This window comes from Sphingomonas endophytica (genome assembly GCF_001476895.1).
GTDB lineage: Bacteria > Pseudomonadota > Alphaproteobacteria > Sphingomonadales > Sphingomonadaceae > Sphingomonas > Sphingomonas endophytica_A.
This window is the reverse complement of the sequence record NZ_LDTB01000024.1, coordinates 1-12811: the sequence shown is the minus strand read 5'-3', so window position 1 is coordinate 12811 and position 12811 is coordinate 1. Positions and strand designations below refer to the sequence as shown.

Below are 12811 nucleotides of genomic sequence, written 5' to 3'. Positions count from 1 at the left end.
GGGACGATCACTTCTGCGCTGGCTTTCTGGCCATCAGCCCGCTGAGTTTGGCCAGCAGCGAGCCGCCCTGCGCCGCGCTTCCGTTCATCGTTTCACCATGTTCGCCCGTCACGGCCAGAAGGCGCTGGGCCAGCGTGGTTAGCGGCACGACCGTCTTCGATCCCTTGCCGACCTCCGCGACCGGCTTGCCCAGTTTCGCGGCCTGAACCGCCAGTTTGTAATCGAACGGGACGACGACATCGACCGCGCGCTCGATCGAACCCTCGAAATCCTTGCGCGACACCTCTGCCTGCGCACCCGCATGGACGCGATTGGCGAGCACGGTGACCTGCATCTGCGGCGCGTTGGTGCGCAGCCACGACAGCAACCGGATCGTGTCGCGCGCGGCGGACAGCGTCAGGTCGGTGACAAGCACCGCCGCCTGTACCTCTGCGACGAGTTGCGGGTAGTGGATCAGCATCGCACGCGGCAAATCCATGACGCTGGTTTCGAAGGCGGTGCGCAATTCCTCCTGAAGCTGGAAATAGGCGCTGCCGTCGGTCATGATCGGGTGACTGATCGGCGCCTCGGCGGACAGGACCGACAGCTTGTCGGACGCGCGCACCAGCGCACGCTCGATGAAAAGTCCGTCGATCCGCCCCGGATTCTCGATCGCGTCGATCAATCCGCGCCCCGGCTCCAGATCGAGCGCGAGCGCCCCGGTGCCGAAATGCACGTCGAGGTCGAGCAGCGCCGTCGAACGCTTTCCCAATTCGCTCATCTGCCACGCCAGCGAGGTGGCGATCGTCGAAGCGCCGACCCCGCCGCGCGCGCCGATGACCGCGATCGCGGCATGAGGCCGCTCCGGCACATTGTCGGTGAGACGCGGGCTGTTGATCAGCGCCTGCGCCGTCGCCAGCGCGTCGCGCACCGCGTCCACGCCCAACGGCTTGAGCAGATAGTCCTGGATGCCGCTGCTCACCAGCGCGCGGTACAGGCGCACGTCGTTGACCTGCCCGGCGGCGATCACGATCGTGCCGGGTTCGCATACTTCGGCCAGGCCGTTGATGTCGCCCAACGGGTCGCTGGTCTCGCTCAGATCGACGAACAGGATCTGCGGGCTTGACGATACCGCCAGCGTCTGCACCGCCTCGCGCAGCGCACCCTTGACGATATGATCGACCGGCCAGCCCAATTCGGAGGCGATCGTGCGCAGCGTCTCCAGCGAGGCGTCGTCGCAAGCGAAGGCCATGATCGGCAGGCGCGCGCTCGCACCGACGGGTTTCCAGGGGGCGTTCATCTCAGCGGCCTCCGGTCGATTCATTCTTGACGGCGGTGCCGCCGTTTCCGGTCGTTGCGGTCTTCCGCCACGCGGACACCGCCTTCGCCGCGGTTGCCGCCCTGCCGTGTCCGTCATCGACGCGACCACGCAGCAGATCGTCGGGGTCGGCGACCATCGCGGCGAGGTTCCCGTTCACCGCGCAACCGAAGCCCGAGCTGAGGTGCGCGTCGAAGTTGACCAGTGACGCATTGGCGGCGGGCGTCGCACAGCTGGGGACGGTCGCGCTGCTGCGGATGACGGTGACGCGAACCGCTCCCGGCGACAGTGGCGCGCCGATCGCGACGGCGGTTAGCGGCAGGCCGGCAACCGCGGCGACGTCTTCGCGGACACGCGCCGAGCCGGCCGGGTCGTCGATCGTCAGGGTGTCGCCGTAACCGATCGCAAGCGTGTCGAGCCAACCACGCAGCCGTTGCGCCTCGCCACCGGCCAGCCCGTCAGGGCCGGCAAGCAGGTCGATTGCGTAGCTGGTGTGGCTGACCACCGGCCGGTGCGCGGTTTCGATGCCACGATGCGATCCGTCACAAGCGGCGAGCGGGGCACATAGTACCAGAGCGGAAAGAAGGAGCGGACGCAGGGTCATGATAGGCATCCTCAATTCAGCGAGAAGCCGGGAGCCGGCGTCGCTTCGCCGCGTGCGGCACCACGGTTCGCGGACGGCGCGGGTAGGGCGGTCATCGGGGCCGCGGGCAAGGTGCCCTGCGTCGATTTTGGCCGTTCGACGGCGCGGTTGCCGCTTTCCAGCTTGCCAAGGAACACGCGCTCCAGATCGGTCGGTGCCTTGTAGCCGTCGGTGGGCAGCTTGATGTCGGCGGCGTTGGTCGGACGCACCAGATAGGGGGTGATGACGATGACCAGTTCGGTCTCGTTGCGCTGGAAGCTGTTGGAGCGGAACAGCGCCCCGAGGATCGGCAGGTCGCCGACACCCGGTGTCTTCGTGTAGTTGTTGTTGTGCGAGTTCTGCATCAGCCCGGCGATCATGAAGCTCTGGCCCGAGCCGAGTTCCACGGTCGTCTCGGCACGGCGCGTCGTCAGCGCGGGTACGCGCCCGCCAGCGTTCAGCGTGATCGCGTTGGCGTAATCGAGCTGCGACACCTCCGGGCGGACGCGCAGCGAGATGCGACCGTCGGATAGCACCGTCGGCGTATAGGCCAGGCTGACACCGAACTGCTTGTATTCGATCGAGGTGACGCCCAGCGCCTGTGGGATCGGGATCGGGATTTCGCCGCCCGCCAGGAACGTCCCCGTTTCGCCCGACAGCGCCGTGAGGTTCGGGTTGGCGAGTGTCGTCACCTGACCCAGCGTTTCGCCGAGATCGAGCGCGTTGATGAAGTCGGTGCCCAGCAACTTGCCGAAGAGGCTGAACGTCCCGCCACCCTCGACGATGCCCGGCAGCGTGAAGCTTGTTCCGCCGTTCGGCAGGTTCGGATTGGCCGTGCCCGGCAGGACGTTGGTGATCGTCCCCTGCCTGCCGAAGCCCAGGCCGAGCAACGGATTCTTGTTGCCCAGGGTCCGGGTCGTGATGTTGTTGGCGATGTTCTTCAGGAACGAGCGGCTGACCTCCGCGAACTTGACCTGCAGGTTGACCTGCAACGGCGTCGGGATGCGCAGGCGATTGATGACGCCGATTTTCAGCGTCGCGGCCGCGTCGGTCGGATCGATGCCCGGGTTGAGCAGCCCCGTCACCAGCCGTTGCGCCTGTTCGGCATCGGCCGGGGAGGGGACGCTGCCGTTGATGACCGCGATCTGGCCGACCATCGCGACCTGGATGTCCGCACCCGGTAACGCCGCCTTCAGCATCCGGTCGATCGCGGTGGCGTTCTGCGCCACGCGGACGGTTGTCGCATAGATCACCGCACCGGCGCGATCGGTCGCGAAGATCGTCGATTCGCCGTTGTTCTTGCCGAACAGATGGATCTGGCGAGGGTTGGCGACATAGACGTCGGCGGCCTCGGGATTGGAGGTCCATACCTCCGCCACGGCGGCCGGCAGGGTGATCAGTTCACCTTCGCCGATCGACAGCCACTTGTCCTGGGCGGGTTTCGTCACGCCAGCCGGCGGCGACCCGATGCGGGCCGTACGCTGCGGCGTGGCGACCGCGCGACCGCCCGGCGGGTGCGGTGCGGCGGCAACCGGCGACAGCGCGGTCGCGAACGCCGCGACCATCGGCAAGCCGCGCACGAGCAAGATCTGGGCGCGCATCTCAATTCTTTCCTGCGAGCGAGACATTGGTGACCGCATTGCCGCGCGTGATACGAACGAGCGGTCCGACGGGAGCGAGGCCGGGGATCGCGGTGGGGGCGGCAATGCCCGGTGCGGTCGTCCCGCCGCCTTGCTGGGGTGGACGGCCGGGTACGGTCCGGCGCTGAAACCGCGACACGTCCGCGCCGACCGCATAGGTGGTGTCGCCGGTCTGCGGCGTGTTGGCCAAGCGGTCGAGCACCGCCTGTTCCCGCGCGGGATCCTTGCCGTCGCCGACGCTGACGCTGCCCGATGCGATCGCGCGATCGAGTTCGGAGGCATTGTCCGCCAGCGAGCGGAGCGACAGCGAGAGCGTACCAAGCGTCTGCGCGACCGCGATCTGCTCGGCGATCTTCGGAGTCGCCTCGACGGTGATCGTCGAGAAGGTCTGGACGACGGTATTGCCCTGATCGTCCTTCTGGTCGGTGGTGCGCTGGTCGGTGGCGAGTACCCGCAGATTGCGCATCACCGTCTCGCTCGCCTTCAGCGGCGGGCCGTCGCCGCCTCCATCGACCGACTGGGTGAGGATCAGATCGATATGGTCGCCCGGGAAGACGAAGCCCGCGACCCCGGTCTGCGTCGACACCGGCACCGTCACCGCGCGCATTCCCGGCCCCAGTGCGGCGGCCAGAAAGCCGCGATCACCCGGCTTCACCAACTGCCCCTGCGTCACCGGCTGTCCGGCGGTGATCGGCAGTCGCACGACCGTGCCGATCAGCTTGGACATGTCGGTGCCGGCGCGCAGATAGTAAGCGTTCTCGACCAGCTCCTTGGGCCATGGCTGGAACTTCAGCGCACCGGCATCGAGGATCGTGCCGACCGGCAGCGCGCGCGTGGCGACCAGCACCTCCGGCCCGTCGATCCTCGCGGCGGCGGCTTGTGCCTCGGGCGCGGGCGAGCCGGCCAGCATTGACCGCCCGGCGAAGGCCGTGAAGGCCGCCATCAGCAATGCCCCGACCAGCATGATGAGCTTGCGACTGTCCATGAGTGACCTTGTCCTGGCGCGACGCCTGCCGGCGTCCGAGATGGCGTGGATTATTGGGTAAATTGGTTAAGGAGCGGTTCGCGAAGGCTCAGCAGCCCGGCGATCGCGATCGCCACGCCGTAAGGTACTTCGACCGCGGCGCTGTCTTGCCGGAGTCGGCGTTCGATCAGCATCGCCAGCGTCAGCGCGCCACCGATCAGCGACATCGCCAGCAGCATGTCGAGCAGGTGCATCGGCGGCAGCCACAAGGCGAGCGCGCCGATCAGTTTCACATCGCCTCCACCCATCTGGCCCAGCGCGAAGGCGACGACGAACAACGCGAAGACCAGCGCCGCCCCCCCGACCTGCACCGCCATATCCGGCCAGGGCGACAATCCGATCGAGGCCCACCATAAAGGTGCGAGCAGCGCGATCGCCGCGTTCTTCCAGTTGGCGATCTCGCGCGTGCGCACGTCCTGAATGCCCGCCGACAGCAGCAGCGCACCCATGATGCCGGGCAGCAGCCATGTGAGAATTCCCCCACTCATGGCCCATGGCGCTAGACGGAATGGTTTGAGAAACCGTAACCATGCCGGCGATGACGACGACCGACGAATTTCCCGCGCGGCAGGCCGCATGACGTATGACATTGCGATCATCGGTGCGGGCATGGCCGGGGCGAGCCTTGCCGCCGCGGTCGGGTCGCGCGCGCGCGTGCTGCTGCTGGAGGGAGAGGCGCAGCCTGGTTATCACGCGACGGGTCGTTCCGCGGCATTCTGGTCGGAAACCTATGGCGGACCGGGAGTCCAGCCGCTGACCACCGCATCGGGCGCGGCGTTGCACGACGGTGGTTATCTCGATCCGCTCGGGGCGTTGCACATCGGCCGCGGCGAGGATCACGGCGCGGTCGATGCGTTGCTGGCGGAGTTCGCGGGCACGCCGATCGCTCTGTCCCGCGTCGACCCACATGCCTGGGTACCCGGATTGCGGGATAGCTGGACATTGGGAGTGAGCGAGCCGAGTTGCTCCTACATCGACGTCGCGCGCCTGCACGCCGACTATCTGGCGAAGACGCGGCGCGCGGGGGCGGTACTTCATAATGGCGCGCGGCTGGCGAGTGCCGAGCGGTACGCGGGCTGCTGGCGGATCCTCACCGAGGACGGGCGGGAATTCGGGGCGCGGGTAATCGTCGATGCGGCCGGTGCGTGGGCCGATACGGTGGCGACACGCTGCGGGGTGCGCCCGCTGGGTATCCGCCCGTACCGGCGAACGATGGTGCAGGTACAGACCGATCCCGCCGCGCCCGCCGACCTGCCGTTCATCATCGACGTATCCGGCCGCTTCTATTTCAAGCCGGAGGCGGGCGGGCGGCTATGGCTGAGCCCGCATGACGAACATCCCGTCGCGGCGCATGACGTGGCCGCCGAGGATATCGACGTCGCGATCGCGATCGACCGGTTCGAGCGCGCGGTCGACTGGCGGGTGCTCCGCGTCGAGCGGCGCTGGGCGGGGTTACGCTCGTTCGCGCCCGACCGGCTGCCGATCTACGGCATGGCGGAGGGGGGCTTTTTCTGGTTCGCGGGGCAAGGCGGCTTCGGCATCCAGACCGCACCGGCAGCGGCGGCGGTCGGCGCCGCGTTGCTGCTGGGCGAGGCGCCGCCGGACGGAATCGACGTCGAGCGTTATGCACCGGATCGTTTCGCGACCTGACTGGAGCCGTCGCCGTGCCGATTGTGGTCGGCGATTGTCAGGTGGGGGTTATCATGACGCCACCGGCGGCGACGATTACCTCGACTGGGTTGGATCGCAGGCGGTCGCGTCGCGGCGACCCGCTTGCTCCGGAACGCCGGGCACTTTGCTCAACAGGGTCAGGAGCAACGGGATGTCGCCGGTGATGTAGGTGTCGGTAGGGACACGCAGGCTGCCGCGCAACGCTCTGCCCATGCTCGCCAGCCGCTCGCTTCGCTCCCGCTCCCTTGATGACACGTCCTGATCCTAACGCCCGCACAACGGCGCCGCCCGCCGGGGGTGGCGATCCTGCCTGTCCAAACCGCCAATCGGCACCGGCGTTCCGGGACGCACGCGCGGTTCGTCGCAGGGTCGCGGCAACTCGCCGGTGCGAATTCGTTCAGCGGCGCGCAACCTTTGGGGTGGGCGGGCATTTGATTGCGCGATAACGAAGGGTCGCCACCGTGAAACAGCTCATGCCCCTGTTCCTGGCCTTGCTGCCACTCGCCGCCGTCGTCGGTGCGGTCGTGACGGTGCCTTAATCCTTCCTGCCATCTGCCAGGTACGCTGCCGCGCTTCCCCCCCACACTCTGCGGCGGCGTCGACATGGAAAGGCCCGCATGGATCGCTCCATGCGGGCCTTTCTTTATCCGGCAACCGGGAAGCGCGGGGTTCAGCCCTGCGCGTCGTCCGACTGGACCTCGGCGGTCGCGCCCGGCTCGGCATTGGGATCGTAATCCTCGGTGAAGCCACCCTGATCGCGACCTTCCTCGAAGACCGCCGCCATGACGTCGACGCCCTGAGTCTGCATCTCCGCCTCTTCGGGCGAGCGTGCGACATTGACCTTCACGTTCACGACGACTTCCGGGTGCAACTGCACCTTCACGTCGTACAGGCCGATCGACTTGATCGGGCGATCCAGTACCACCTGGCTCTTCGTCACCTTGTGACCATCGGCCACCAGCGCCTCGACCAGATCGCGCACCGCGACCGAACCGTAGAGCTGGCCGGTGTTCGACGACTGGCGGATCAGCGTGATCTGCGCGTCCTTGAACGAACCGGCTTCCTTCTCGGCCTCGGCGCGGCGGTTGGCGTTCTCGCTCTCGATGCGGGCGCGGTTCGCCTCGAACACCTTGCGGTTCGCCTCGTTGGCGCGCAGCGCCTTCTTGTTCGGCAGCAGGTAGTTACGGGCGAACCCGTCCTTGACCTTCACCACGTCGCCGATGCCGCCGAGCTTCTCGACGCGCTCAAGCAGGATGATATCCATCTGCTCTTCTCCTTACTTCACGACGTAGGGCAGCAGGCCCAGGTGGCGGGCGCGCTTGATCGCCTGCGCCAGCTCGCGCTGCTTCTTCGCGCTCACCGAGGTGATGCGCGACGGAACGATCTTGCCCCGCTCGGACACGAAGCCCTGGAGCAGACGGACGTCCTTATAGTCGATCCGGGGCGCATCCTTGGCGCTGAACGGGCACGACTTGCGACGACGGAAAAACGGACGCGCCATTATGCGGCCTCCTCTTCACGATCGCGACGCGGGCCGCGATCACCACGCTCGCCACGGCCGCCTTCGCGGTCGCTGCGGCGCTCACGGTCGCGCTCCTGCTTGCGCATCATCACGGTCGGGCCGGCTTCGTGGCCGTCGACGCGGACGGTCATGTAGCGGATCACGTCCTCGTTGATGCTGGTCTGACGCTCCAGCTCGGCGACGGTGTCGCCCGGCGCGTCGATTTCGAGCATCACGTAATGCGCCTTGCGGTTCTTGGCGATGCGATAGGCCAGCGAACGCAGGCCCCAGGTCTCGGTCTTGACGACCTTGCCGCCACGTTCCTCGACGATCTTGGTGGCGGTTTCCGCCAGCGTGTCCACCTGCGCCTGTGCCAGATCCTGGCGCGCAAGGAACACATGCTCGTACAGAGCCATGCATGTACCTTCATGTTGGCCGATCGCTGACGTGCGCCCCATGCGCAACGCCCCTCCGGCTGTCGTTCCAACGGCAAAGGGCGGCAAGGGTGATTCCCTTCCGCCCGACGCTGTCGCGCTATGACCCAATATCAACGTCTGCGCAACCGAATGTTGAGGCGCGAATGTTGCGAATGTTGAGACGATAACGCGTTGGATTCAATATTCGCGGGGCCGGCCATTTTCCTACCACATCGCCCCGCGAATCGCCAGCGCGGTTGACCGGATGCGGGCGCGCGGCCTAGCAGCGCGGCCTTCCAACGGAGGTTCCTATGCGCGCGTTCATCTTTCCGGGACAGGGCAGCCAGGCGGTCGGCATGGGGGCGGCGCTGGCCGATGCCTCGGCGATCGCGCGCGAGGTGTTCGGCGAGGTCGACGAGGCGCTGGGCCAGAACCTGCGTCGCCTGATGGCGGAAGGCCCGGCGGACGAGCTGACGCTGACCGAGAATGCGCAGCCCGCGATCATGGCGAACGCGATCGCCACGCTGCGCGTGCTGACGCGCGAGGGCGGGGTGCGGCTGAGCGAGAAGGCGGACTACGTCGCGGGGCACTCGCTGGGCGAATATAGCGCCTTGTGCGGGGCGGAGGCGCTCGACCTCGGCACGACCGCGCGGCTGCTGAAGACGCGCGGGCGGGCGATGCAGGCGGCGGTCCCGGTCGGCGAGGGCGCGATGGCGGCGTTGCTGGGCGCGGACGTCGAGAAGGCGCAGGCGATCTCGGGCGCGGCGGTCGATGCGATCCTGGCGGAGACGGGCGAGACGTTGGTGTGCACCGTCGCCAACGACAATGATCCGTCGCAGGTGGTGATCTCGGGCCACCGGGTCGCGGTGGAGCGCGCGGTCGCGCTGGCGAAGGAGATGGGGGCGAAGCGCGCGGTGCTACTGCCGGTGTCCGCACCGTTCCACTGCCCGCTGATGGAAGATGCCGCGCGGGTGATGGAGGGCGCGCTGGCCGAGGCCGACCTGCGCGCACCGCTGGTGCCGGTGTTCGCCAATGTCGATGCGGCGGCGGTGGCCGATCCGGGCGCGATCCGGCGATTGCTGGTCGAGCAGGTGACGGGGCGCGTGCGGTGGCGCGAGTCGGTGCTGGCGATGGTCGAGGCGGGCGTGACCGAGTTCGTCGAGTTCGGCGGCAAGGTCCTGTCCCCGATGGTCAAGCGCATCGCGCCGGATGTGGAGACGGTGAGCGTCGTGTCGATGGACGATATCGAGGCGGTGTTGAAGAAGATTTGATTTCGCGCAGAGACGCGGAGGCGCAGAGAGGTGGTGGCTCGCGATATCGACTGCATCAGTGGCGACGTCGTCGATGTGGCGATCAGGCTGCATCGTGACCTTGGGCCCGGGTTGCTCGAGAGCGTATATGAGACGGTGTTGGCGGCTAAGCTCGCCCGCATGGGGTATACGGTCCGAACTCAGGTGCCTGTATCGTTCCACTTCGAGGATATGCAGTTCGACAACGCCTTCCGTATCGATCTGCTGGTGGATGATCGACTGATCGTCGAGATCAAATCCGTTGAGCGGCCGACGGCCGCTCATGCCAAACAGTTGCTGACGTACTTGCGCCTGACCGATCGCAGGGTCGGATTGCTTATCAACTTCGGCGGAGCCACCCTTAAGGAGGGAATCCGCCGGCTGGTCAACAATCACATCCCCTCTGCGCCTCCGCGTCTCTGCGCGAACAATCAATTTGACTGACAGGAGTAACCAATGTTCGACCTTACAGGCATGACCGCGCTGGTCACCGGCGCTTCGGGGGGGATCGGGTCGGCGATCGCCAGGGGACTGGCGGCGCAGGGGGCGCGGCTGGCGGTGTCGGGGTCGAACGTCGCCAAGCTGGAGGCGTTTCTGGGCGAGTTGGGCGGAGAGGAGCATGTCGCGCTGCCGTGCGACCTGTCGGATGCCGCCGCGGTCGACGCGCTGGTGCCGCAGGCGGTCGCCGCGCTGGGCGGGCGGATCGACATTCTCGTCAACAATGCCGGGGTCACGCGCGACAATCTGGCGATGCGGATGAAGGACGACGAATGGGATCAGGTGATCCGCGTCAACCTGGAGGCCGCGTTCCGGCTGATCCGGGCCGCCGCCAAGCCGATGATGAAGCAGCGCTTCGGCCGCGTCGTCTCGATCACCTCGGTCGTCGGCCAGACCGGCAATCCGGGTCAGGCGAACTATGCCGCGTCCAAGGCGGGGCTGGTCGGCATGTCCAAGGCAGTGGCGCAGGAACTGGCCAGCCGCAACATCACCGTCAATTGCGTCGCGCCCGGCTTCATCCGCTCGGCGATGACCGACGTGCTGCCGGAGGCGCAGAAGAGCGCGCTGACGTCGCGCATCCCGGCGGGGGATCTGGGCACGGGCGATGACATCGCCGCCGCGGTCGTCTATCTGGCGTCCAAGGAGGCGGGTTACGTCACCGGCCAGACCATCCACGTCAACGGCGGGATGGCGATGGTCTGAGCCTTTGGCCCGCCGGGCACCGCACGCGCGGACTTGTCAGGCGGGCCTGCCGGCTCTACCTGCGTTCAGGAATTTTAAATCACCCCCCAAATTGAAAGAGGGAAAGTTATGAGCGAGACCGCCGACCGCGTGAAGAAGATCGTCGTCGAGCATCTCGGCGTCGAGGCCGACAAGGTGACCGAGGACGCCAGCTTCATCGACGATCTGGGCGCGGACAGCCTCGACATCGTCGAGCTGGTGATGGCGTTCGAGGAAGAGTTCGGGGTCGAGATCCCGGACGATGCCGCCGAGAAGATCTCGACCGTCAAGGACGCGATCACCTATATCGACGAGCACAAGGGCTGAGCCCGAAGCGTCGCGGGGGCCGGATGATCCGGCCGACCCTGCGGCAGTCGACTGGAATTGAGCGGCTTCCCGTCCTTCGCTAGAGGATGGGAAGCCGTTTCATTTTGATGGACCATCCGCGCGGGGGAGAGGCGCGGGTCACGGTCATGAAGGGAAGCCTATGCGTCGCGTCGTCGTCACCGGTCTTGGCCTCGTCACCCCGCTGGGTGCGGATGTGGAAACCGTCTGGGCCAATCTGATCGCCAGCAAATCGGGCGCGGGGACGATCACGCGCTTCGACACGACCGGCCAGAAGTGCACGATCGCGTGCGAGGTGAAGCCCAAGGATCACGAATACGGCTTCGATCCCGATCGTCGCGTCGACCACAAGGTCCAGCGGCAGGTCGATCCGTTCATCGTGTACGGCATCGATGCCGCCGGTCAGGCGCTGGAAGACGCCGGGCTGACCGAGATGGACGAGGCGATGCGGATGCGCACGGGCGTGTCGATCGGCTCGGGGATCGGCGGCCTGCCGGGGATCGAGATCGAATCGGTGAACCTGCATGAGCGCGGTCCGGGCCGGGTCAGCCCGCACTTCGTTCACGGGCGGCTGATCAACCTCATCAGCGGTCAGGTCTCCATCAAGTACGGGCTGATGGGGCCGAATCATGCGGTCGTCACGGCGTGTTCGACCGGCGCGCATTCGATCGGCGACGCGGCGCGGATGATCAAGGACGACGATGCCGACATCATGCTGGCGGGCGGCGCGGAAAGCACGATCAACCCGCTGGGCGTCGCCGGCTTCGCGCAGGCGCGCGCGCTCAACATGAGCATGAACGATCGCCCGACCGAGGCCAGCCGCCCCTACGACAAGGACCGCGACGGTTTCGTGATGGGCGAGGGCGCGGGCGTCGTCGTGCTGGAGGAATATGAGCACGCCAAGGCGCGTGGCGCGAAGATCTACGCCGAGGTCGTGGGCTACGGCCTGTCGGGCGACGCCTATCACGTCACCGCGCCGCACCCGGAAGGCAAGGGCGCGGAGCTGGCGATGCGCATGGCGCTGCGCAAGGCGGGGATGACCCCGGCCGACATCGATTACATCAACGCGCACGGTACCTCGACGATGGCCGACACGATCGAGCTGGCGGCGGCGAAGCGCGTGTTCGGCGACGATCTGTCGGGCGCGTCGATGTCGAGCACCAAGTCGGCGATCGGGCATCTGCTGGGCGGGGCCGGGGCGGTCGAGAGCATCTTCTGCATCCTGGCGCTGCGCGATCAGATCGTGCCGCCGACGCTCAACCTCCACAATCCCGACGACGGGACCGAGGGCGTCGATCTCGTGCCGCTGGTTGCCAAGAAGCGGCCGGTGCGCGCGGTGCTGAACAACAGCTTCGGTTTTGGCGGGACCAATGCCTCGCTGGTGATGAAGGCGGTCTGAGGCCGGGATCATGCGCAGGCTCGGCTGCTTCGCTCTTGTCGCCGGCCTGCTGTTGATCGCGGGCGCGTTCTGGTTCGGCTATGGCTGGAAGGGCGCGGGGCCGCTCGCGAAGCCGGCGAATGTCGAGATCGCCGAAGGGTCCAGCCTCGCCGCCGCCGCGCGGACGCTGGAGGCGGCGGGCGTGATCGGATCGGCGCACCGTTTCCGTTGGCAGGCCCGGGTGTTCGGATCGGGCGCGGCGATCAAGGCGGGGGAATATGCCTTCCCGGCGCACGCCAGCGCGTCGCAGGTGCTGGCGATCCTGCAGGGCGGCAAGGCGCTGCAACGGCTGGTGGTGATACCGGAAGGCCTGCCCTCGGTGATGGTGCGCGACGCGCTGCTGAAGGCCG

General features: G+C 67.2%; 15 protein-coding genes. 7 read left to right on the top strand and 8 right to left on the bottom strand.

All coding sequences use genetic code 11. From position 1 onward, the window contains the following. Positions 1–7: 7 nt before the first annotated feature. Genes NS334_RS08270 through NS334_RS08250 form a run of 5 tightly spaced genes read right to left on the bottom strand, consistent with a single transcriptional unit; the run spans position 8 to position 5071 of the window. Positions 8–1279 carry an AAA family ATPase gene (locus NS334_RS08270; RefSeq protein WP_058755498.1) on the bottom strand — a complete coding sequence of 424 codons (1272 nt, stop codon included), beginning with the start codon at positions 1277–1279 and terminating at the stop codon, positions 8–10. Between the two features lies 1 nt (position 1280). Beyond that, the gene (locus NS334_RS08265) at positions 1281–1901 is read right to left on the bottom strand and encodes a CpaD family pilus assembly lipoprotein (RefSeq protein WP_241491864.1); all 621 of its coding nucleotides are present in this window, start codon (positions 1899–1901) and stop codon (positions 1281–1283) included. An 11-nt stretch (positions 1902–1912) separates the two neighbouring features. Then, positions 1913–3520, bottom strand: coding sequence for a type II and III secretion system protein family protein (locus tag NS334_RS08260; RefSeq protein WP_058755496.1), 1608 nt, complete (start codon positions 3518–3520; stop codon positions 1913–1915). A 1-nt stretch (position 3521) separates the two neighbouring features. Then, positions 3522–4544, bottom strand: coding sequence for a Flp pilus assembly protein CpaB (cpaB, locus tag NS334_RS08255; RefSeq protein WP_058755495.1), 1023 nt, complete (start codon positions 4542–4544; stop codon positions 3522–3524). 50 nt (positions 4545–4594) lie between these two features. Then, complete coding sequence (locus NS334_RS08250; protein ID WP_193753034.1) at positions 4595–5071, bottom strand: A24 family peptidase; 477 nt, start codon at positions 5069–5071, stop codon at positions 4595–4597. Between the two features lie 88 nt (positions 5072–5159). Between NS334_RS08250 and NS334_RS08245 the strand changes: the two genes are divergently transcribed. Beyond that, positions 5160–6233 (top strand): NAD(P)/FAD-dependent oxidoreductase, encoded by a 1074-nt coding sequence (locus tag NS334_RS08245; protein WP_058755494.1) that lies wholly within the window; start codon positions 5160–5162, stop codon positions 6231–6233. A 691-nt stretch (positions 6234–6924) separates the two neighbouring features. On the opposite strand, the gene rplI is transcribed toward NS334_RS08245, so the two are convergent. The 3 genes from rplI to rpsF are packed head-to-tail and all read right to left on the bottom strand — an operon-like array spanning position 6925 to position 8171. Beyond that, positions 6925–7518, bottom strand: coding sequence for a 50S ribosomal protein L9 (rplI, locus tag NS334_RS08240; RefSeq protein ID WP_058755493.1), 594 nt, complete (start codon positions 7516–7518; stop codon positions 6925–6927). A gap of 12 nt (positions 7519–7530) precedes the next feature. Next, a complete protein-coding gene (rpsR, locus tag NS334_RS08235) occupies positions 7531–7755 on the bottom strand; it encodes a 30S ribosomal protein S18 (RefSeq protein WP_007403456.1) in 225 nt (74 codons plus the stop codon). Beyond that, positions 7755–8171 carry a 30S ribosomal protein S6 gene (rpsF, locus tag NS334_RS08230; RefSeq protein ID WP_058755492.1) on the bottom strand — a complete coding sequence of 139 codons (417 nt, stop codon included), beginning with the start codon at positions 8169–8171 and terminating at the stop codon, positions 7755–7757. The genes rpsR and rpsF overlap by 1 nt, the downstream gene beginning before the upstream one ends. A 311-nt stretch (positions 8172–8482) precedes the next feature. Here rpsF and fabD point away from each other — a divergent pair, with 311 nt between their 5' ends. The 6 genes from fabD to NS334_RS08200 form a co-directional block, all read left to right on the top strand. Continuing rightward, complete coding sequence (gene fabD / locus NS334_RS08225) at positions 8483–9442, top strand: ACP S-malonyltransferase (protein WP_058755491.1); 960 nt, start codon at positions 8483–8485, stop codon at positions 9440–9442. A 33-nt stretch (positions 9443–9475) separates the two neighbouring features. Further along, the gene (locus NS334_RS08220; protein ID WP_058755512.1) at positions 9476–9904 is read left to right on the top strand and encodes a GxxExxY protein; all 429 of its coding nucleotides are present in this window, start codon (positions 9476–9478) and stop codon (positions 9902–9904) included. A gap of 12 nt (positions 9905–9916) precedes the next feature. Further along, a complete protein-coding gene (gene fabG / locus NS334_RS08215) occupies positions 9917–10660 on the top strand; it encodes a 3-oxoacyl-[acyl-carrier-protein] reductase (RefSeq protein WP_058755490.1) in 744 nt (247 codons plus the stop codon). Between the two features lie 108 nt (positions 10661–10768). After that, positions 10769–11005 (top strand): acyl carrier protein, encoded by a 237-nt coding sequence (locus NS334_RS08210; RefSeq protein WP_028056834.1) that lies wholly within the window; start codon positions 10769–10771, stop codon positions 11003–11005. 160 nt (positions 11006–11165) lie between these two features. Then, positions 11166–12422 (top strand): beta-ketoacyl-ACP synthase II, encoded by a 1257-nt coding sequence (gene fabF / locus NS334_RS08205; RefSeq protein WP_058755489.1) that lies wholly within the window; start codon positions 11166–11168, stop codon positions 12420–12422. Between the two features lie 10 nt (positions 12423–12432). Beyond that, positions 12433–12811 (top strand): endolytic transglycosylase MltG (locus NS334_RS08200; RefSeq protein ID WP_193753033.1); only part of this gene is annotated, 379 nt, incomplete at its 3' end.